The organism is Paraburkholderia sp. BL18I3N2, from assembly GCF_003001875.1.
Taxonomy (GTDB): Bacteria; Pseudomonadota; Gammaproteobacteria; order Burkholderiales; family Burkholderiaceae; genus Paraburkholderia; species Paraburkholderia phytofirmans.
Map to the genome: position 1 here is coordinate 1 of NZ_PVNC01000007.1, position 21293 is coordinate 21293.

The window sequence follows — 21293 nt, forward strand, 5'->3', positions numbered from 1 at the left end:
TCGATTTGCGGCTTGCCGAACGTGATGCCGTGCGAGCCGAGCGCTTCGGCTTCGTCGATCACGAGCGCGGTATGCAACAGCGCCTTCGACGGAATGCAGCCCACGTTCAGACACACGCCGCCGAGCGTCGAGTAGCGCTCGACCAGCACCGTCTTCATACCCAGGTCAGCCGAACGGAACGCCGCCGAATAGCCGCCGGGGCCCGAACCGAGCACGAGCATGTCGCATTCGATATCCGCGTTGCCGGAGAAGCTACCCGCCTGCGGAGCGGGCGCGGCAGCTTTAGCCGGAGCCGCCTGCGCCGCTTGCGGTTTGGCTTCCGCTTGAGCGGGCGCCTTTTCAGGCTCCCTGGCCGGAGCCTTCGGTGCGTCTTTCGCGGGCGCTGCATCCGCCGACGTTTCGACGAGCGCGATCACCGTGCCTTGCGAGACTTTATCGCCGGCTTTGACGCGAACTTCCTTGACCGTGCCGGCGGTATCGCTCGGCACTTCGATGGAGGCCTTATCGGACTCGAGCGTCATGAGAGCCTGTTCGTTCTCGATGACATCGCCCGCTTTGATATTGACTTCGATGACATCGACGTCTTTGAAGTCACCGATATCCGGCACTTTTACTTCGACGAGACTCATTAGTGTCCCCTTCTCGTATTGATCGTGATGAAGGAAGAACCGAAAAAAAGCAGCCTACAAGCTGGCAACGCGGCGAACAGAATCATCCTTTGCTGTCCGCCGAAGGACGCGCCTTTCTTTTGCCTACTTTTCTTTGGAAGACAAAGAAAAGTAGGTGCCGCCCCGCACAGGGGCGACGCTAATAGACCGACAAGAAATCAGGTTCTACAGAGAGACGCGGATAACAGAAACAGAAAGGAACCCGCGTCCCACGCAACTACACGATCAAAGAATCACACGCCGGAAATCGGCAAGAAGCGCCCCAAGATACGCATTGAACCTGGCCGCCGCGGCACCATCGATCACCCGATGGTCATACGACAACGAAAGCGGCAGAGTCAGCCGAGGCACGAATTGCTTGCCATCCCAAACCGGCTTCATCGCGCCACGCGACAGACCAAGAATGGCGACCTCAGGCGCATTGATAATCGGCGTGAAGTTCGTGCCACCGATACCACCCAAAGAAGAAATCGAGAAGCACCCACCTTGCATCTGATCCGGCTTGAGCTTGCCGTCGCGCGCGAGCTTGGACAACTCGGCCATTTCCTTGGCGATATCGATCAGCCCCTTCTTGTCCGCATCGCGAATGACTGGAACGACGAGACCGTTCGGCGTATCGGCCGCAAAACCGATATGGAAATACTGCTTGAACACCAGGTTATCGCCATCGAGGCTGGCATTGAACGTCGGGAACTGCTTCAAAGCCGAGACCACGGCCTTGATCACGAAAGCCAGCATGGTGATCTTCACACCCGACTTTTCGTATTCCTTGTTCAACTTCACGCGCAGTGCTTCGAGTTCGGTGATATCCGCTTCGTCGTTATTGGTGACGTGCGGAATCATGACCCAGTTGCGATGCAGATTCGCGCCCGAAATCTTCTTGATGCGCGACAGCGGTTTCGGATCGACCGGACCGAACTTCGTGAAGTCGACCTTCGGCCACGGCAGCAGGTTCAACTCGCCGCCACCGCCCGCGGCCGCTGGTGCAGCCGCACCAGCCGGCGCAGCGCGCTGACCGGTCATGACGCCCTTGATGAAGGCGGTCACGTCGGCTTGCGTGATACGGTTCTTCGGACCCGTGCCCTGCACCTGCGTCACATCGACACCGAGCTCACGCGCGAATTTACGCACGGACGGCGACGCATGGCTCGCGTGCCGCGCGCCACCTTCGCCAGCCGGAATCACCGGCGCCTGAGCGAGCGCCGACGGAGCCGCAGGAGCCGGCGACGGAACGGCCGGCGCATCCGACGGCTTCTCGACCGCTTGCTTCGGAGCCGGAGCGGGGGCCGCAGCCGCGCCGCCTTCCGCTTCCACGATCACGATCACCGAGCCTTCCGACACGGTATCGCCGACCTTGACCTTCACTTCCTTGACGACGCCGGCAGCCGAGCTCGGCACGTCCATGGTCGCCTTGTCGGACTCGAGCGTTACCAGCGACTGCTCTTTCTCGACGCGATCGCCGACCTTCACCGCGACTTCGATCACGGGAATGTCTTTGTAGTCGCCGATATCGGGCACTTTGACTTCCTGCAGACCGCCGCCGCTCGCAGCGGGCGCGGGTGCAGCCGCGGGGGCCGCAGCCGGCGCCGCCGACGGAGCCGGAGCAGCAGCAGGCGCCGGAGCCGGAGCTGGTGCAGCCGCACCACCTTCCGCACCTTCCAGCACGACAATCAGCGAACCTTCCGACACGTTGTCGCCGACCTTGACCTTCACTTCCTTGACGACGCCGGCGGCCGAGCTCGGCACGTCCATGGTCGCCTTGTCGGATTCCAGCGTAACGAGCGATTGCTCTTTTTCGACGGTGTCACCCGCCTTCACCAGCACCTCGATCACAGGAATGTCCTTGTAATCGCCGATGTCCGGCACCTTGACTTCGATCGCTTGACTCATTGTTAGTGTCTCCTGGGCCGCGCACGCGGCCTGCTCCCGCAAATGCGGGAGCGGGCGCGCACGCCATGGCACACGGGGAATGATGCCTTAGACGGTCATCGGGTTGGGTTTGGCGGGATCAAGGTTGTACTTCTTGAGCGCCTCGGCGACTACCTTGCGTTCGATCGTGCCTTCATCTGCGAGTGCATTCAACGCGGCAACCGTAACCCAGTAGCGGTCGACTTCGAAGAAGTGGCGCAGCTTTTCGCGCGTGTCCGAACGGCCGTAGCCATCCGTGCCCAGCACGACGAACTTCTGCGGCACGAACGCGCGGATCTGCTCGGTCAGCGCGCGCACGTAATCGGTCGATGCGATGACCGGACCTTGTGCGTCCTTCAGCAGCTTCTCGACGTGCGAGAGCTTCTTTTCTTCGGTGGGGTGCAGCAGGTTCCAGCGCTGCACTTCGTGGCCTTCGCGCGCGAGTTCGGTGAAGCTCGGCACGCTCCACAGATCGGCGGCGACGCCCCAGTCGTTCTTCAGCAGGTCGGCGGCGGCGATCACTTCATTGAAGATCGTGCCCGCGCCCATCAGTTGCACGCGCGGCGCCTTCTTGTCCGCTTCGGCCTTACGGAACGCATACATGCCCTTGATGATGTCGGCTTCCACCGAGTCGCCCTGCGGAATCGCCGGGTGCTCGTAGTTCTCGTTCATCACCGTGATGTAGTAGTACACGTCTTCCTGATCCGCGACCATGCGGCGCAGGCCGTCCCGCATGATGACCGCGAGTTCGTAACCGAAGGTCGGGTCGTAGCTGATGCAGTTCGGCACCGAAGCCGCCCACAGCAGCGAGTGGCCGTCTTCGTGTTGCAGACCTTCGCCGTTCAGCGTCGTGCGGCCGGCCGTACCACCCAGCAGGAAGCCGCGCGAACGCATGTCGCCAGCTGCCCATGCGAGGTCGCCGATACGCTGGAAGCCGAACATCGAGTAGAAGATGTAGAACGGGATCATGATCTCGCCGTGCGTCGAGTACGACGTCGCGGCCGCGATCCAGTCACACATACCACCGGCTTCGTTGATGCCTTCCTGCAGAATCTGACCGGTTTCCGACTCACGGTAGAACATCAGCTGGTCGGAATCTTCCGGCACGTACTTCTGGCCTTCCTGATTCCAGATACCGATCTGACGGAACAGGCCTTCCATACCGAAGGTACGCGACTCGTCCGGCACGATCGGCACGATGCGTTTGCCGAGCGCCTTGTCTTTCAGCAGGATGTTCAGGATCCGCACGAACGCCATGGTCGTGGAGATCTCGCGGCCTTCGCCCGTGCCCTTGAGCAGCGGCTCGAATACCGACAGTTCCGGCACCGGCAGCGACTCGGCCTTCTGGCGACGCGCCGGGAGATAACCGCCGAGGTCCATACGCTTCTGGCGCATGTACTCGAGTTCTTTCGAACCCTCTTCGAACTTGAGATACGGCACGTTGACGAGGTCGTCGTCGGCGATCGGCAGGCGGAACTGATCGCGGAATTTCTTCAACTGATCCACGTGCAGCTTCTTCTGCTGGTGGGTGATGTTCATTGCCTGGCCGGCTTCGCCCATGCCGTAGCCCTTGATCGTCTTCGCGAGGATGACGGTCGGCTGGCCCTTCGAATTCGACGCTTCCTGGAACGCCGCGTAGATCTTGTGCGGATCGTGGCCGCCGCGATTCAGGTTCCAGATTTCCTCGTCGGACCATTCGGCGACCAGCGCTTTCAGTTCCGGCGTATTGAAGAAGTGTTCGCGCACATACGCGCCCGACTCCGACTTGTACGTCTGGTATTCGCCGTCGACCACATCCATCATGCGGCGCATCAGCGCGCCGGACTTGTCGCGTTGGAACAGCGCATCCCAGCGGCTGCCCCAGATGACCTTGATGACGTTCCAGCCGGCGCCGCGGAATTCGCTTTCCAGTTCCTGGATGATCTTGCCGTTGCCGCGCACCGGACCATCGAGTCGCTGCAGGTTGCAGTTGATCACGAACACGAGGTTGTCGAGGCGTTCGCGGCCGGCCATGCCGATCGCGCCGAGCGATTCCGGCTCGTCCGTTTCGCCGTCGCCGAGGAAGGCCCAGACCTTGCGGCCATCGGTCTTCGCAATACCGCGCGCCTGCATGTACTTCATGAAGCGCGCCTGATAGATCGCCATGATCGGGCCGAGGCCCATCGAGACGGTCGGGAATTGCCAGAAGTCCGGCATCAGCCACGGGTGCGGGTACGACGAGATGCCCTCGCCGCCTACTTCCTGACGGAAGTTGTCGAGCTGGTTCTCGGTCAGGCGGCCCAACAGGAACGCGCGCGAGTAGACGCCCGGCGACGAGTGGCCCTGCACGAACACGAGATCGCCGCCATGTTCAGCGGAGGGCGCATGCCAGAAGTGGTTGTAGCCGACGTCGTACAGCGTGGCGGCGGAGGCGAACGAGGCGATGTGGCCGCCGACGTTGGTGTCCTTGCCGGCGCGCAGCACCATCGCGATGGCGTTCCAGCGCGTGTACGAGCGAATGCGGTGTTCGATGTCCTGATCGCCGGGGATCTTCGCCTGACGCGAAACCGGGATCGTGTTGATGTACGGCGTGTTGGCCGAGAACGGCAGATGTTCGCCATGCACACGGGCGAATTCGATCTGTTTCTCGATCAGGTAGTGAGCGCGATCTGGGCCCACAGCAGAAATCACGCCATCCAGCGCTTCAAGCCATTCGCCGGTTTCCTGGGGATCGTCGTCTTTTTCAGCAGCGACATATTTCATGACTTCGTCGGGTACAGCGGACATGCTCGTCTCCTGGATGTAGAGGAACGCTCTTTGAACAGACGACGCGGACGAAGCACGGCCGCGGCAGCTTCGGCCGATTGTAATAAGGGTCCCGACGTCAACGCAACAAAATTTTCGAATTACGAGATTGAATCTCATAATGCGGAAAATTGTTGCGGCGCAACCTGATTTGACTGCCGATCGACGGATACGCTGGCTAGTTTGCGCCGATTAATGGTCCTTTCCGCGCTTTTTTGCGCCATTTGCTAGCTTCACGCTGCGCTACAATGCCACGCATGTTGACCGAACGGCTTTTCGCACGCTCGGCGCGCACCGCCGGTTCGCCCGCGGATTCGACGCCGTCCTCCCGCTGGCACCATGGACCATGGTGGTCCAATTCCTATTTGCTCACGCCGCTTCTGTCGATCCTGGTCTTCCTGGTCGTCATGAGTCTGATTTTGTGGAGCCTGAACCGGCGCGAACAGCAACAGCAGGAAGACACGCTTTACCGTAACGTCGCATGGGCGCAGCAGCAGATCCGCCTGTCCATGACCGGCGCGCAGGAACAGATCCAGGCGCTCGCGCGCGATCTGGTCGCCGGCCGCGCCGATCCGCATTCGTTCCAGGTGTCCACCACGGACATCATGCAGGGACATCCCGAGATCCTCTACATGAACTGGTACACCAGCGCGCAGCAACCGCGCTGGCCCAATACCGCGTTGCCCGTGTTCGGCCAGCGTCTGGCCAAGCCGAACGACGCGCAGATGGACGAAGCCGTCAAAGCCGCCTTCACCGAGGCGCGCAACACGCGCCGCCAGGTGTATTCGCCGCTCATCTACGACGACGTCGGCAACGGCTACATCACGCTGCAAACGCCGGTATTCCGCGACCGCGACTTTCTCGGCACGATCGCCGCCGTGTTCTCGGTGGAAGGAATCCTCAAGCACGACATTCCGCCTGAGCTGTCCGCCAAATACAAAATCTCGATCATCGACGTGAACAACCGCGAGTTGACCACCACGTCGACCCGCCCGCGCCTGCCGCGCGACATGTTCTACGACCTGCCGCTCGATCCGCCGGGCCAGGGCGTCTCGGTGCGCGTCTACGCGTTCCCGCAGATGACCAACTTCACCAACAACACGCTGGTGTGGCTGGTGGCGGGTCTGTCCTGTTTCGTGCTGTGGAGCCTGTGGAGCTTGTGGAAACACACGCGGCAACGCTTCGAGGCGCAGCAGGCGCTGTACGCCGAAGCGTTCTTCCGCCGCGCGATGGAGAACTCGGTGCTGATCGGCATGCGGGTGCTCGACATGCATGGGCGCATCACCCACGTCAATCCGGCCTTTTGCCGCATGACCGGCTGGGACGAAAGCGACCTGGTCGGCAAGAACGCGCCGTTCGCCTACTGGCCGCGCGACGCTTACCCCGAAATGCAGCGGCAGCTCGACATGACGCTGCGCGGCAAGGCGCCCTCGTCCGGCTTCGAATTGCGGGTGCGCCGCAAGGACGGATCGCTGTTCCACGCTCGTCTCTACGTGTCGCCGCTGATCGACAGCTCGGGCCGCCAGACCGGCTGGATGTCGTCGATGACCGACATCACCGAGCCGAAGCGCGCGCGCGAAGAACTCGCCGCGGCGCACGAGCGCTTCACCACGGTGCTCGAAAGTCTCGACGCCGCCGTCTCCGTGCTGGCCGCCGACGAAGCCGAGCTGCTGTTCGCCAACCGCTATTACCGGCATCTGTTCGGCATTCGCCCGGACGGCCATCTGGAATTGGCGGGCGGCGGGTTCGATAGCGCACAGGCGTCGTCCGATTCGATCGATATGGTGGACACATACGCTGGCCTGCCCGCCGCCGCGTTGACCGAAAGCACCGCGGATGCGCAGGAAATTTACGTGCAGAGCATTCAAAAGTGGTTCGAAGTGCGCCGCCAGTACATTCAGTGGGTGGACGGCCACCTCGCGCAGATGCAGATTGCGACCGACATCACCACACGCAAGCAGGCGCAGGAACTGTCGCGCCAGCAGGACGAGAAGCTGCAGTTCACCAGCCGCCTCATGACGATGGGGGAAATGGCTTCGTCGCTCGCGCACGAACTGAATCAACCGCTCGCCGCGATCAATAACTATTGCTCCGGAACAGTGGCGCTGGTTAAATCCGGACGGACGACGCCTGACAATCTGCTGCCCGTGCTCGAAAAAACCGCCCAGCAAGCGGTGCGGGCCGGCATGATCATCAAGCGCATTCGCGAGTTCGTGAAGCGCAGCGAGCCGAAGCGCCAGGCGACGCGCGTCGCCGATATCGTCGCCGACGCCGTGGGCCTCGCCGAAATCGAGGCGAGGAAGCGCCGCATCCGCATCGTCACGGATCTGCGCTCGCGCCTGCCGGTGATCTACGTCGACCCGGTGCTGATCGAGCAGGTGCTGGTGAACCTGCTGAAGAACGCCGCCGAAGCAATGGCCGAGGCCCGTCCGAATGCGGTCGATCCGGTGATCCGCGTCGTCGTGCGGCTGGAGAGCGGGTTTGTCTGCATCAGCGTCGTCGACCAGGGGCCGGGCGTCGACGAAGCGACAGCCGAGCGGCTGTTCGAACCGTTTTACAGCACCAAGTCCGATGGCATGGGCATGGGGCTGAACATTTGCCGTTCGATTATCGAATCGCACCGGGGCCGTCTGTGGGTGGTGAATAACGTCGAATCTGACGGCCACATCACAGGCGCCACGTTCCATTGCAGTCTGCCTATTGGAGAGCCTGATGGCCCGAGCAACGGCGGGACACAGGCGCCGACACCACAAACCGTTACGGGAGAGCTATGAATAGCCCAGTCACCACACAGGAAACTGTCTTTGTCGTCGATGACGACGAGGCCGTGCGAGATTCGCTGCGCTGGCTGCTGGAGGCGAACGGCTACCGCGTGCAATGCTTCTCCAGCGCCGAGCAGTTCATCGACGCATGGCAGCCGCATCAGCATCCGGGCCAGATCGCGTGCCTGATTCTGGATGTGCGGATGTCCGGCATGAGCGGACTCGAATTGCAGGAACGCCTGATCGCCGACAACGCATCGCTGCCGATCATCTTCGTGACGGGTCACGGCGACGTGCCGATGGCCGTGTCCACGATGAAAAAAGGCGCGATGGACTTCATCGAAAAACCGTTCGACGAAGCCGAGTTGCGCAAGCTGGTCGAGCGCATGCTCGACAAGGCGCGTAGCGAAAGCACCAGCGTGCAGCAGCAGCGCGCCGCAGCGGAGCGTCTCGGCAAGCTGACCGCACGTGAGCATCAGGTGCTCGAACGCATTATCGCCGGCCGCCTGAACAAGCAGATCGCCGACGACCTCGGCATCAGCATCAAGACAGTCGAAGCGCACCGCGCGAACATCATGGAAAAGCTCAACGTCAACACGGTCGCCGATCTGCTGCGACTGGCGCTGTCGAACAAGCCGCAACCGGCGCAATAAACCGCAACCGGCGGCACGCACCCCGAAGCAAGAGCCTTTGGGAGAGACGTCGCCGGATCAGAAGTGACTGCGCATCAACGGCCGGGCTATTGAAGAGTCCGGCCCGTCTCGCCCCTCTTTTCCCTCATATTTCCCCGCGCTTTTTCATCTCCTCCATCGCACGGCAATCACACTAACCGCGTGATTTCGGCGCAACTGGCTCGCGCAAAATAATACGCATCGGTCAGCAGTCGCTTACCCCGATCCGCAACAAGTTCTTTTCCTCCGACAAGGTCGACGGATCAGGACGCGCCCTCCTTGATTTACCCAGCATTCCTCAGCAAACGTCGCCGACGCGGCGATCAACGCGGGAGCGACGCGTGCTGCGAAAGGCCGCATCCGGCATCGCCTGGTGATGCGAAACAATGGGCGCGATTCAAGCGTTTTCCGCGCCGTAGTGCGTGTCATTCGAGCCTTCCGAGCACGTACCCGCCACCGATCCGACGCGCCATTTTCCATCGCGGCGAAGCGACGCAGCCCGTGCTGCGCATCGGCATCTCGTCGTATAAACCCCACCGGGAGGACGCAGCCGAGCACCAATCCGGCCGCAACCGTTGAACAAAAAAGGAAGCAATCCGATGATGCATCTATTCTCAAAGCGCAAGCTGCGCGCCCAGGTCCTGACATCGGCGATCGCTCTCGCCACCACCGGCACACTGGTGCTGGCACCGGTTCTGCTGATCAGCGCGATCCCCGCGCATGCCCAGGCGGTTTATCCCAGCGCGGACGACGCCGCCAACGCCTTCGTCGAAGCCCTCGCCCGCAACGACGAGGACGCGCTCAAGCGCGTGCTCGGCGGCGATTTTCATCGCTTCATTCCGACCGAAGGCATCGGCCAGGATGACATCTATCAGTTCCTGGGCGAATGGTCGAAAAACCATCAGATCGTCGAGGATCCGGTCAATGACAAAGGCCGCGCCACCGCGCATCTGATGGTCGGCGACAGCGGCTGGACCTTGCCGATTCCGCTCGTACAGTCGACCAAAGGCTGGCGTTTCGATCCGCCGGCGGGACGCGATGAAATGCTGACACGCCGCATCGGCCGCAACGAACACGGCGCGATCCTGACCTCGCTCGTGTATCTCGATGCGCAATACGACTATCGCAACCTGACCCGGCACTACGCGCAGCGCTTCATCAGTACGCCGGGACAGCACGACGGCCTGTACTGGACGGCGGCGCCCGGCGAAGTGGAAAGCCCACTTGGACCGCTTGCCGCCGCCAGGCCCGACGGCACGCGGCCGGAAGAGACGTATCACGGCTATCGCTTCCGCATTCTCACGGCCCAAGGAGCGCACGCGAAGGGCGGCGCCGACAACTACGTCGAGAACGGCGTGCTGAGCAAAGGGTTTGGACTGATCGCATCGCCAGCCGAATATGGCAGGACCGGCGTGATGAGTTTCATCGTCAACCAGGACGGCCAGGTCTATCAGAAGAACCTCGGGCCGCGCACCACGCACGCGGCTGCCGCCATCACGGCATTCGATCCGGGTTCCGGCTGGCAGGCGGTCGAGCCTTAGCCGTCGCGTTTGACAGCCGAGCCTGCGGCCGCTGCGCCAGGCGGCAGGCACCAGGCTCCCGGCCGGCACGCGCGGCGCCGAACAGGCGTCTGGCAGCGCACCTGTGGCCGCCGCCGCTCGAAGCGGGCATCCGTGCCCACCATGTGAAGCACGCGCGGCCCGCGTCCCCACTGCGGCCACGCAGCCTGGAATCCGTACGCGGCATGCCTGGCAGGGCCGGTATAATGTCGCACTTTGCAGCGCCGCTTAACCCCGATTCGCGCCGCGCGCTTTTCACGTGCCGACCCATTCCCGTTGAAAAGCGCCATCGCGCGCGGCACGCACGAGCGTCTGCGCCCCGCCCCGCTTTCCAAACTGCCCATCTCGACCCGACCATGACTGCCAAACTGATCGACGGCCTAGCCCTTTCCAAGACCCTGCGCGCCGACGTCGCCGCGCGCGCCGCCGCCCTCACCGCCCGCGGCCATCAGCCGGGCCTCGCGGTGGTGCTGGTCGGCGACAATCCGGCCAGTGAAGTGTATGTGCGCAACAAAGTGAAGGCGTGCCACGACAACGGACTCGGCTCGTCGTTCGACCGCTATCCGGCCGATCTGCCGGAAGCCGAACTGCTCGCGCGCATCGACGAACTGAACCGCGACCCGCGGATTCACGGCATTCTGGTGCAACTGCCGCTGCCGCCGCATATCGACAGCCACAAGGTGATCGAGGCGATCGCGCCGGAAAAGGATGTGGACGGCTTTCACGTCGCCAACGCCGGCGCGCTGATGACCGGCCAGCCGTTGTTCCGTCCGTGCACGCCGTACGGCGTCATGAAAATGCTCGCCGCTTACGAGATTCCGTTGCAAGGCGCGAACGCGGTGGTGATCGGCCGCTCGAACATCGTCGGCAAGCCGATGGCGCTGCTGCTGCTCGAAGCCGGCGCGACCGTCACGATCTGCCACAGCAAGACGCGCGATCTGGCCGCTCACACGCGCAACGCGGATGTCGTGGTCGCCGCCACCGGCTTGCGCAACATTCTCACGGCGGAGATGGTGAAGCCGGGCGCGGCGGTGATCGACGTCGGCATGAATCGCGACGAAGCCGGCAAGCTGTGCGGCGACGTGGATTTTGCGGGCGTCAAGGAAGTGGCCGGCTACATCACGCCGGTGCCGGGCGGCGTCGGCCCGATGACGATCACCATGCTGCTCGTCAACACGATCGAAGCCGCCGAGCGCGAAGCGGCAGCGAACGCGTAAAGCGGCTGGAGAGGAGCCGGCGAGGGTCTTCGCCGGCTTCGCGGTTTTATGGCCTTGGCGTTGTGCCAAGGCATCGACATCCATCGGCGCTAACGCGCGCCACGCTTCTTAGCGCGCATTGATTGCCTGAGCGCCGGCGAAGCCACCTCGCCGGCATCCGGATGCTTACGGCCTTGGCGTCTTGCCAGAGTATCCGCATCCATCGGCGCCACGCGCACCTCTCACGTCAGCGCATCTCAGCGCACGGCTTGATCGCCAGCAGGCATACCCGCCGCAACCGGCGTCGACGACCGCGCCAGACGTCCGCGGCACCACTTCAGCACCGGCCGCTCCACGAAGTGCCACGACAGCGCCGCGCACAGCAGAATGACAGGCGCGGCGATCAACACCGCCGTCACATGGTTCAACTGCGGCGCGATGTTCGCGACGCATTGCTGCACCATGAAGCCGTACAGATAGATGCCGTACGAGTAGTCGTGACGCGGCACGAAGCGCCGCAGGAGCGGCGTCGTGCCGATCCACAGCACGCCGTACACGAACGCCAGATAGAACAGCGGCTGCGCACCGGCCGTATCGCGGAACACCAGAAACACCATCGTGAACGCCAGCGCGGTCAAACCGTTAATGTCGATCCGTTCGCGCCAGCCATACAGCAGCATGCCCAGCATGAAAAACGGCTCCGGCCAGAACGAATAGCCGTCCGGCGTTTCGCTGAAATCGCGCAAGCCGATCTGCCAATGCGCGTGATCCACGTGCAGCATGAAGAAGGCGCAGCCGAGCGCGGCCGCGAGCATCACGCCGCGCGAGCTGGACAGCAAACCCACCATGCCGGTCACGAGCACGAGCAGATAGCAGCGCACTTCAACCGGCAGCGTCCACAGCGGTCCGCAAATGTCGACCGGATAGCGGTTGTGCTCGAACACGCCGGGCAGCGCCCAGCCGGCGCTGCGCACGATAGTCGAGAAGTTGTCGAGATTGGCCCACGTCATCCCGGAGGCGAAATACTCACGCAGCGTCAACGTCGTAAAGAGCGGACCGACGATGAACACCGTCACCAGCGACCCGGCCGCCACCGCCGGCCACAGCCGCGCGATGCGCAACACGGCGAAGCGCGGCACCGAGCGTTGCCGGTCGAAGCTGGCGGTCACCAGCATGCCGCTCAGGAGGAAGAAGGCGTAGACGCCCAGCGCGCCGAATCCGTCGAAGCCCAACGCGTTCTGGACCCAATCCGTAGTGCCGTCGGGCGCCTGAAGCACGTACGAATGGCCATACACGACGGCAATGGCGGCGAGCAGCCGCACGAGATCGAAATTATTGCCCTTATGCGCGAGTGCGTCCGAAAGCGGATTCATCGATACCTCTTTGCAGAAAACGCCGCCGACCGATAGCGACGCTCCACATTGCCGCATGGCAGCAATCGAAACCGTGCGCTTTCGCACAGAGCACAACGGCGAAATTTTGGCGCGCGAGGCGCTCGGCCGCGATATCGCGCTCGCGCACAGAGCCGCGACATCTGATAATTTGTCTGCCGACGGATTGGAATCAACGCGCCCTGCCCCAATAATGTCTGTATCGGCTGTTTTGGGGCGTCATAGCGCGCGCCCCAAAGGCAGTCCCCTCGGGGGACGCCCGTCGATGCACCGATTACCCGTTCACCCGCGTCAGACAGGAAGCCTCATGTCCACTACCGCCTCGAATCACGACAATCCGCTCCTCGATTTCTCCGACCTGCCGCGCTTTGGCGAAATTCGCCCCGAACACGTCACGCCCGCCCTCGATGTGCTGCTCGCCGATGCGGCCGCCGCCGTCGAGCGCGCCGCCCAGCCGATCACGCCCGCTTCATGGGCCGATGTGGTCGAGCCGGTCGAGCGCGCCACCGAACCGTTGTCGCGCGCCTGGAGCGTGGTCGGCCATCTGAACGCGGTTGCCGACACGCCCGAGCTGCGCGCCGTGTATGGCGAGAATCTGCCGCGCGTCACCGAGTTCTGGTCGAGCGTCGGGCAAAATCTCGCTCTGTATGAGAAGTACAAGGCGTTGAATGCCAGCGTCGAGTTCGAATCGCTGACCGGCGAGCGCAAGAAAATCCTCGGCAATGCGCTGCGCGATTTCCGCCTGTCCGGCGCGGAATTGCCGGAAGACCAGAAGCCCCATTTCGCCGAATTGCAGGAACGCCAGGCGGCGCTTTCGAAGGCGTTTTCCGATCACGTGCTCGATGCGACCAACGCTTACGCGTATGTCGTCGAAGCCGGCAACGAAGCGCAACTGGCAGGCCTGCCCGAAGACGTGATCGAAGGCGCGAAGGAAGCGGCCGAACGCGAAGGCAAAACCGGCTACAAGTTCACGCTGCACTTCCCGTCTTATTTTCCGGTGATGCAGTACTCGGAAAATCGTCCGATGCGCGAAGCGATGTATCGCGCCTATGTCACGCGTGCTTCCGAACTCGGCCCGCAATACGGCAACGGCAAGCCCGAGTGGGACAACACCGCGGTGCTCGCGGAACAGCTGAAACTGCGCGCCGAAGAAGCACACATGCTCGGCTTCAACAACTTCGCCGAAGTCTCGCTCGCGCCGAAAATGGCCGAATCGCCCGCCCAGGTGATGAGCTTCCTCGAAGACCTCGCCACGCGTGCGCGCCCGCACGCCGAGCAGGATTGGAAGGAACTGCGCGAATTCGCTGCGAACGAACTCGGCATGACTGAGCTGCAACCGTGGGACATGACGTTCGCCGCTGAGCGGCTGCGTCAAAAGCGCTACTCGTTCTCCGAGAACGAAGTCAAACAGTACTTCCCGGAAGACGCCGTGTTCAAGGGTCTTTTCAAGGTCACGGAGACACTCTTCGGCGTGCGTATCCGTCGCGACGAAGCGGCCGTGTGGCATCCGGACGTGCGCTTTTTCCGCGTCGAGAATCAGGACGGCGGCCTCGTCGCGCAGTTCTACCTCGATCTGTATGCGCGCGAAGGCAAACGCGGCGGCGCCTGGATGGACGATGCGCGCGGCCGTCACAAACATACGCATGGCAGCGTGCAAACGCCGGTCGCCTATCTGACCTGTAACTTCTCGGCGCCGGTCGGCGGCAAGCCCGCCTGCTTCACGCACGACGAAGTCATCACGCTGTTCCATGAGTTCGGCCACGGTTTGCATCACATGCTCACGCGCGTCGATGAACTGGGCGTGTCGGGTATCAACGGCGTCGAGTGGGACGCGGTCGAACTGCCGTCGCAATTCATGGAGAACTTCTGCTGGGAGTGGGACGTGTTGAGCGACATGACCTCGCACGTCGAAACGGCCAAGCCGTTGCCGCGCGATCTGTTCGACAAGATGCTCGCCGCGAAGAATTTCCAGAGTGGTCTCGGCACTCTGCGTCAGATCGTGTTCTCGATGTTCGACATGCAACTGCATACCGGCTTCGACGCGTCCGGCACGAAGAACGCCACCGAACTCGCGAGCGAAATCAACGAGCGCTTCCATGTCGTGCCGCAGGCGCCGTTCTCGCGTTGGCCGAACACGTTCAGCCATATTTTCGCGGGCGGTTATGCGGCAGGCTACTACAGCTACAAGTGGGCTGAAGTGCTCTCCGCCGACGCCTACGCGGCATTCGAAGAAGCGGCGCAAACGGCAAGCGGCAGCGTGCTCGATCAGGCGACCGGCCTGCGCTATCGCAAGGAGATTCTGGAAGTGGGCGGCAGCCGCCCGGCGATGGAATCGTTCAAGGCGTTCCGCGGCCGCGAGCCGAATATCGACGCCTTGCTGCGCCACAACGGCATGTCGCCGTGCGCGCCGCATTGATCGGTTGATGCAAACGTCGGTGCTCTGCATGCGCCGATAAGAAACCGGTGACCTGCGTTATGCAGGCACCGGTTTTTTTGTTTCGCGCGAAGCTCCGAGCCTCGTTGCTTTCAGCCGCGATGCAGCTTGAAATCCACTTGCGCAGGACGGCCTTCGAGCGACAGCGTCGCGCGCGCGGCCGGCGCACGGCTCACCACTTTGCCGCGGCTCACCACCGCAAGGCGCGCGGCGCGCAAACGAATTGCTTCCACCGGATCGCGCGCGTCGAGCAGTACGAGATTGGCCGCGCATCCCGGCGCGATGCCGTAGTCTTCCAGACCGAGAATGCGCGCGGCGTTCACCGTTACCGCGTCGAAACAGGCGCGCATACCGTCGACGCCCGTCATCTGCGCCACATGCAACCCCATGTGCGCGACTTCGAGCATGTCGCCCGAACCGAGGCTATACCAGGGGTCCATCACGCAATCGTGACCAAACGCGACGTTGATGCCGGCCGCCATCATCTCCGGTACGCGCGTCATGCCGCGGCGTTTCGGGTACGTGTCGCTGCGTCCTTGCAGCGTGATGTTGATCAGCGGATTCGCGATCGCCGCGACGCCCGACTCGCGCATCAGCGGCAGCAGCTTGCTGACGTAGTAGTTGTCCATGGAATGCATCGAGGTCAAATGCGAACCGGTGACGCGCCCGTGCAACCCGAGCCGGTGCGTTTCGGCCGCGAGCGTCTCGATGTGCCGCGACATCGGATCGTCCGATTCATCGCAATGCATGTCGACGCGCAAGCCCTGCTCCGCCGCGTACTCGCACAACAGGCGCACGGACTGCGCGCCGTCGGCCATGGTGCGCTCGAAATGCGGAATGCCGCCGACCACGTCCACACCCATCGCGATCGAGCGCTTGAGGTTCTCGAAAGCGCCCGGGCTGCGCAGCACGCCGTCTTGCGGAAAGGCCACCAGTTGCAGGTCGAGATACGGCGCGACGCGGCGTTTCACTTCGACCAGCGCCTCGACCGCGAGCAGGCGCGGATCGCACACATCCACGTGGCTGCGGATGGCCAGCAATCCGCGCGCGACGGCCCAGTCGCAATACTGCAGCGCGCGCTCGATCAGCGCCTCCTGCGTCAGGTCCGGCTTCAGTTCGCCCCACAACGCGATGCCTTCGAGCAGCGTGCCCGACGCATTCACGCGCGGCAGACCGTACGAGAGCGTTGCGTCCATATGGAAATGCGGATCGACGAACGGCGGCGTGACGAGTGAGCCCGCGGCGTCGATTTCCTCGCGCGCGTTGGCGGCCAGATTCGGTTCGACCGCAACGATGCGGCCCGCTTCAATGCCGATATCGACCGGCTCTTTATGTTGCGGCGCGGCGCCCGGCGGCAGCATCGCGCGGCGGATGATCAGATCCATCTATCGCTCCCTTTGACCCCGTCCTGATTGACTACGATTCTATCGGCGTCAGAAAGCGCGTGGCGGCGATTTTGTTCGACGTTTGTTCATCCGGGCGTACCGGCGAGCGGCGCGCGATCCGTACCGGCAGTGCCACGCGCCGCCCGCCTATACTCGCCGGACAGACGGTCGATGCCGCGCCGTCATCCACTTACGGAGCAAGCACATGAAAACGATCGGCGTGATCGGCGGGATGAGCTGGGAATCGTCCACCGAGTACTACAAGCTCCTCAACCGCCACGCGAAGGCGCGCCTCGGCGGCCACCATAACGCGCGCAGTCTGATGCTCACCGTCGACTTCGCGCCGATCGAAGCGAACCAGCGCGCGGGCGACTGGACCGCGCTCGGCCAGCAGATGGCCGACGCCGCGCGCCAACTCGAACGCGGCGGCGCCGATCTGGTGATGCTGGCGACCAATACGATGCATCGCGTGTATGAATCGATCGAAGCGGCGATCGACGTGCCCTTCCTGCATATCGCCGATCCTACCGGCAGCGCGCTGCGCGCGGCAGGCATCGGCCGGGTGGGCTTGCTCGGCACGCGCTATACGATGGAGCAAACTTTCTACACGGGACGCCTGCGCGAGCGCTACGGCCTCGAGACACTCGTTCCCGACGAAGCCGAACGCGCGGACGTACATCGCATCATTTACGACGAGCTATGCCACGGCAAAGTGAACGACGCTTCGCGCGCGGTGTATCAGCGTGTGATCGAAGCGCTCGCCGCGCGTGGCGCGCAGGCGGTGATTCTCGGCTGCACGGAGATCACGTTGCTGATCAAGCCGGAAGATTCCGCGTTGACCGTGTTCGATACGACTGCGTTGCATGCGCAAGCGGCGGTGGAATGGGCGATTGATTCGGAGTGAAGGTGGATGCGTGCGTGTGCTTCAACGCATGCGCTTCAACGTATGCACGCCAGAAGTCAAAAAGCCCGCGTGGCTTGCGCCAGCGGGCTTTCAACAATGCTTGGTTGCGGGGGTAGGATTTGAACCTACGACCTTCGGGTTATGAGCCCGACGAGCTGCCAGACTGCTCCACCCCGCGTCAGAGAAAACGGATTGTATAGAGATGTTCGCAAGACGTCAAACAATCGCGCGAATTATTTCACGCTCGTGAAATGACGCACACGCGACTCACAAATCCTGGACCGTCGCGCCTTCCACCTTGCCGTCGATGATATCCGCGCCGTACTGGCTCGCGCTGCGTTTGGCCACGCCGAAATCGGAGAACGTGACCGGCAGCACGAGACGAAATACGCGGCTCGCCTTCGAGCCGCTGATCGCGCCCGGACGGCAGACGCGCACCGCGACGTCGTATCCTTCCGAGTGGCGCTTGTGACCGTCGAACTTGTCGAACGCCCGCGAAAACACCAGCGGATGCACTTCGAAGTCCTTATAAAGAGCTGGGTAAAGTTCGGCCATGATGCCTCCCCGGTGCGCAAAAGCGCGAGTGTGAGTCGTCCCACTATACGCCGTGGCATGAGCGGCTCGCGCTTTTATTTTCGATGCGGCGACAGGCCATTTTCACCGCCTCCCCGTTCGCGCGATAAGATGCGGGACTATCGGAATCACGCAAAAAAAAAGAGAATGTCATGAAAATCGCCACCTGGAACGTCAACTCCCTCAAAGTCCGCCAGCAGCATGTGATCGACTGGCTCGAAACCAGCGGCACCGACGTGCTGTGCCTTCAGGAACTGAAGCTGCCGGACGAAAAATTCCCGCGCGCCGAACTCGAAGAGAAAGGTTACCGCAGCTGGTTCGCCGGGCAGAAGACCTATAACGGCGTCGGCATTCTGGTGCGCGGCGGCCTGACGGTCGACGAAGGCAGCATCGTGCGGAACATTCCGGGCTTTGAAGATCCGCAGCAACGCGTGATTGCCGCAACCATCGAAGGCGTGCGCATCATCTCCGCGTATTTCCCCAACGGCCAGGCGCCGGGCACCGACAAGTTCGCGTACAAACTGCGCTGGCTTGCTGCGCTGCACGACTGGATCGCGAGCGAGATGGCGCTGCATCCGAAGCTCGCGCTGCTCGGCGACTACAACATCGCGCCGGAAGATCGCGACGTGCACGATCCGAAAGCGTGGGAAGGCCAGAATCTGGTGTCGCCGGAAGAACGCGCTGCGTTCGTGCGGTTCATCGAGCTCGGTCTCCTCGACGCATTCCGCCAGTTCGAGCAGCCGGAGAAAATCTACTCGTGGTGGGATTACCGGATGATGGCGTTCCGCCGCAACGCGGGGCTGCGCATCGACCACATTCTGCTGTCGAAGGCGCTGGCCGACGTGTGCTCGTCCTGCGACATCGACAAGGTGCCACGCAAATGGGATCAGCCGTCGGACCACGCGCCGGTCGTGGCGCAACTCGGCTGATCGTTCGTCATCAAGTCAGGCTACGTTGACGGGTTCAACGTACGCCACAGGAACTCGAACACCATCGCGTCGTGCTCGGCCTGCTCCAGTTCATCGGAACCGCCGTGCCCGCCCTCCGTATTTTCCCGATACCACACGTCCTGCGCGCCCAGCGCCTGCATGCGCGCGGCCATCTTGCGCGCGTGGCCGGGATGCACCCGGTCGTCGGCCGTCGATGTGGTGAACAGCACCGGCGGATACGCAACGTCCGCCGCCACGCGGTGATACGGCGAATAAGCGGCCAGCATGCCCGCTTCATCGGGCTCGTCGGGATCGCCGTATTCGTCTATCCATGACGCACCCGCGTGCAGCAGGTGATAGCGGCGCATGTCGAGCAAGGGCACCTCGCACACCACGGCGCCGAACAGCTCGGGGCGCTGCACCATGCACGCCGCCACCAGCAAACCGCCGTTGCTGCCACCCTGTATGCCGAGTTGTGCGGCGCTCGTCACACCCGTGTCGATCAACGCCTCGGCCACCGCGATGAAATCGTCGAACGAGCGCTGACGATCCTTGCCTTGCGCGGCCGTATGCCATCTCGTGCCGAACTCGCCGCCGCCGCGAATATGCGCGACCACGTACACAGCGCCGCGCGCCAGCCAGCCGACGCCTTGCCCGGTTAGATAGCTCGGCAGCAACGGAATCGCAAAGCCGCCGTAACCGTTGAGCAGGCACGGGCGCGCGTGTTGTTGCGCATCGCGTGGGCCGACGACGGTGTACGGCACGCGCGTGCCGTCCGCGGAAACTGCGTGAGCGCGCGTGACGGTAAATTGCGTCGCGTCGAATTGCGTCGGCCAGCGGTCGAGCAATTCCCATTCGCTCAGGTCGTCGCGCGCAAGGTCGGCGAGCCAGTACGCGGGCGGCTGCAAATAGTCGTCGGTATCGACGAACACTTCGTCGTCGAGCGTCGGCTCGACGGGCGACACGTCGGCTTGCGCATCGTCGCGCGTCGGGAAGACGCGTTGCTGCCAATGCCACGCCTGGTTGTCGGCTTGCGACGGCGTCAATAGCAAGGTCTTGTTCTGCACATCCTCCAGATACGACACGATCAGATGATTGCGCGTATGCGTCCATTCGCAGGCCGAGGTTTGCGGCGTCGGCGTGAATAACGGCAGGACGTCGCGCTCGCCGCGCAGGAACACATCTTCGCGAATCGCCAGCAACGCGCCGCCCGGATAGTGCGCGCCATTGCAGTCCCAATCGAGTCGCGGCTCGAGCAACAGCCAGCCTTGCCAGCCGCTCACCGCGACATGCGACGGCACCTCGTAGCGGTGCCATGCGTCGGCGGCGCCGTAGGCGTCATCGAGGTAGTACGTGTGCGAATCGAAGAAATCGACGCTGCTCACCACCGTATGCCGCTGCTCGACCGGATCGTAGTGTGCTTCCACGCCGATATCGCCGAACGCGCCCTTGAACACCACAGGCGCGTCGGCGAGCGCCGTGCCGCGCGTCCAGCGCCGCACTTCGCGCGGATACCCGGAGCGCGTCAAGCTCTTGCGGCCGTTATCCCAGCCGACGTAAAGCGTGTCCCGACCGATCCACGACGCCGTGTGCTTGCCGGCCTTCGCGATCACGAAACCGTCGTCGACGAAGCGTCGCGCGTCGATGTCGAATTCGCGCACCACGAGCGCGTCCGAGCCGCCCGGCGACAGCGTGATCAGCGCGCGGTCGCCATCGGGATAAAGAATGTCCAGCTCCACGCACACCCACGGCGTGCCTTCGGCGGCGCCGAGCGCGTCGAAGTCGAGCACAGGTTCTGCCACTCCGGTTTGCCGCCACGCCATGCCGCCCACGTCGTACGCCGCCAGATGCCCTTGGGATTACGCTCGTCCTGCCACAGGTCGTAAGCCGAATCCTTCCAGCGGTCGGGAATCACCGGACGTTCGCGGGGCAGATAGGCGTCGGCGAGCCGCTGCCTGAGCGAGGCGAACTCCGCGCTGCTGCACCATGCGGCGCGCGTGCGCGCGTTCTGCTGTTCGACCCACGCGAGCGCGTCAGGGTCGTCGAGCGCTTCGAGCGACAGAAAGGGATCGGGAGAAAGCGGCCAGGAGAAAGGAGCGGTGAGAGTGCGAGGTGCGGGCATCGTCGGC

13 protein-coding genes, 1 tRNA gene and 1 pseudogene are annotated in these 21293 nt (G+C 63.1%); 7 read left to right on the forward strand and 8 right to left on the reverse strand.

Going from position 1 to position 21293, the window contains the following annotated elements; all coding sequences use genetic code 11:
• From B0G75_RS19820 to aceE, 3 genes are all read right to left on the reverse strand, one after another.
• On the reverse strand, nt 1-629 hold a 629-nt coding region (locus B0G75_RS19820; RefSeq protein WP_146142527.1), incomplete at its 3' end, for a biotin/lipoyl-containing protein.
• Nucleotides 630-893: 264 nt separating this feature from the next.
• A complete protein-coding gene (aceF, locus tag B0G75_RS19830; protein WP_106309209.1) occupies nt 894-2558 on the reverse strand; it encodes a dihydrolipoyllysine-residue acetyltransferase in 1665 nt (554 codons plus the stop codon).
• Nucleotides 2559-2645: 87 nt separating this feature from the next.
• Nucleotides 2646-5342: a pyruvate dehydrogenase (acetyl-transferring), homodimeric type gene (gene aceE, locus B0G75_RS19835; RefSeq protein ID WP_012433579.1), complete on the reverse strand. Its 2697-nt coding sequence runs from the start codon at nt 5340-5342 to the stop codon at nt 2646-2648.
• A 275-nt stretch (nt 5343-5617) separates the two neighbouring features.
• Between aceE and fixL the strand changes: the two genes are divergently transcribed.
• From fixL to folD, 4 genes are all read left to right on the forward strand, one after another.
• The gene (gene fixL / locus B0G75_RS19840; protein ID WP_106309995.1) at nt 5618-8134 is read left to right on the forward strand and encodes an oxygen sensor histidine kinase FixL; all 2517 of its coding nucleotides are present in this window, start codon (nt 5618-5620) and stop codon (nt 8132-8134) included.
• Nucleotides 8131-8775, forward strand: coding sequence for an oxygen response regulator transcription factor FixJ (gene fixJ, locus B0G75_RS19845; protein WP_006051254.1), 645 nt, complete (start codon nt 8131-8133; stop codon nt 8773-8775). Before fixL ends, fixJ begins: the two co-directional genes overlap by 4 nt.
• Before the next feature lie 617 nt (nt 8776-9392).
• Complete coding sequence (locus tag B0G75_RS19850; protein WP_106309212.1) at nt 9393-10334, forward strand: DUF2950 domain-containing protein; 942 nt, start codon at nt 9393-9395, stop codon at nt 10332-10334.
• 374 nt (nt 10335-10708) lie between these two features.
• Nucleotides 10709-11569 (forward strand): bifunctional methylenetetrahydrofolate dehydrogenase/methenyltetrahydrofolate cyclohydrolase FolD, encoded by an 861-nt coding sequence (gene folD / locus B0G75_RS19855; protein WP_106309215.1) that lies wholly within the window; start codon nt 10709-10711, stop codon nt 11567-11569.
• 236 nt (nt 11570-11805) lie between these two features.
• On the opposite strand, the gene B0G75_RS19860 is transcribed toward folD, so the two are convergent.
• Entirely contained in the window at nt 11806-12921 is a 1116-nt protein-coding gene (locus tag B0G75_RS19860; RefSeq protein WP_106309218.1) for an acyltransferase, read from the reverse strand.
• Nucleotides 12922-13246: 325 nt separating this feature from the next.
• On the opposite strand from B0G75_RS19860, the gene B0G75_RS19865 reads away from it, so the two are divergent.
• On the forward strand, nt 13247-15355 hold the full coding sequence (locus tag B0G75_RS19865) for a M3 family metallopeptidase (protein WP_106309221.1): 2109 nt from the start codon (nt 13247-13249) through the stop codon (nt 15353-15355).
• A 110-nt stretch (nt 15356-15465) separates the two neighbouring features.
• Here the strand turns inward: B0G75_RS19865 and B0G75_RS19870 are convergent, their stop codons facing one another.
• On the reverse strand, nt 15466-16758 hold the full coding sequence (locus B0G75_RS19870) for an amidohydrolase family protein (protein WP_106309223.1): 1293 nt from the start codon (nt 16756-16758) through the stop codon (nt 15466-15468).
• Between the two features lie 205 nt (nt 16759-16963).
• Here B0G75_RS19870 and B0G75_RS19875 point away from each other — a divergent pair, with 205 nt between their 5' ends.
• On the forward strand, nt 16964-17662 hold the full coding sequence (locus tag B0G75_RS19875) for an aspartate/glutamate racemase family protein (RefSeq protein WP_106309226.1): 699 nt from the start codon (nt 16964-16966) through the stop codon (nt 17660-17662).
• A gap of 101 nt (nt 17663-17763) precedes the next feature.
• On the opposite strand, the gene B0G75_RS19880 is transcribed toward B0G75_RS19875, so the two are convergent.
• Nucleotides 17764-17840 (reverse strand) — tRNA-Met (locus B0G75_RS19880).
• A gap of 89 nt (nt 17841-17929) precedes the next feature.
• Entirely contained in the window at nt 17930-18217 is a 288-nt protein-coding gene (locus B0G75_RS19885) for a hypothetical protein (RefSeq protein ID WP_012433597.1), read from the reverse strand.
• A 170-nt stretch (nt 18218-18387) separates the two neighbouring features.
• Here B0G75_RS19885 and xth point away from each other — a divergent pair, with 170 nt between their 5' ends.
• The gene (gene xth, locus B0G75_RS19890) at nt 18388-19164 is read left to right on the forward strand and encodes an exodeoxyribonuclease III (RefSeq protein ID WP_106309229.1); all 777 of its coding nucleotides are present in this window, start codon (nt 18388-18390) and stop codon (nt 19162-19164) included.
• 20 nt (nt 19165-19184) lie between these two features.
• On the opposite strand, the pseudogene B0G75_RS19895 reads toward xth, so the two are convergent.
• Nucleotides 19185-21286 (reverse strand): annotated as a pseudogene (locus tag B0G75_RS19895) (prolyl oligopeptidase family protein).
• Nucleotides 21287-21293: the final 7 nt, after the last annotated feature.

Excerpts from the sequence above, each read along its gene's own strand:
- aceF (WP_106309209.1), bottom strand. The coding sequence starts at position 2,558 with ATGAGTCAAGCGATCGAAGTCAAGGTGCCGGACATCGGCGATTACAAG.
- aceE (WP_012433579.1), bottom strand. The coding sequence starts at position 5,342 with ATGTCCGCTGTACCCGACGAAGTCATGAAATATGTCGCTGCTGAAAAA.
- fixL (WP_106309995.1), top strand. The coding sequence starts at position 5,618 with ATGTTGACCGAACGGCTTTTCGCACGCTCGGCGCGCACCGCCGGTTCG.
- fixJ (WP_006051254.1), top strand. The coding sequence starts at position 8,131 with ATGAATAGCCCAGTCACCACACAGGAAACTGTCTTTGTCGTCGATGAC.
- B0G75_RS19850 (WP_106309212.1), top strand. The coding sequence starts at position 9,393 with ATGATGCATCTATTCTCAAAGCGCAAGCTGCGCGCCCAGGTCCTGACA.
- folD (WP_106309215.1), top strand. The coding sequence starts at position 10,709 with ATGACTGCCAAACTGATCGACGGCCTAGCCCTTTCCAAGACCCTGCGC.
- B0G75_RS19860 (WP_106309218.1), bottom strand. The coding sequence starts at position 12,921 with ATGAATCCGCTTTCGGACGCACTCGCGCATAAGGGCAATAATTTCGAT.
- B0G75_RS19865 (WP_106309221.1), top strand. The coding sequence starts at position 13,247 with ATGTCCACTACCGCCTCGAATCACGACAATCCGCTCCTCGATTTCTCC.
- B0G75_RS19870 (WP_106309223.1), bottom strand. The coding sequence starts at position 16,758 with ATGGATCTGATCATCCGCCGCGCGATGCTGCCGCCGGGCGCCGCGCCG.
- B0G75_RS19875 (WP_106309226.1), top strand. The coding sequence starts at position 16,964 with ATGAAAACGATCGGCGTGATCGGCGGGATGAGCTGGGAATCGTCCACC.
- B0G75_RS19885 (WP_012433597.1), bottom strand. The coding sequence starts at position 18,217 with ATGGCCGAACTTTACCCAGCTCTTTATAAGGACTTCGAAGTGCATCCG.
- xth (WP_106309229.1), top strand. The coding sequence starts at position 18,388 with ATGAAAATCGCCACCTGGAACGTCAACTCCCTCAAAGTCCGCCAGCAG.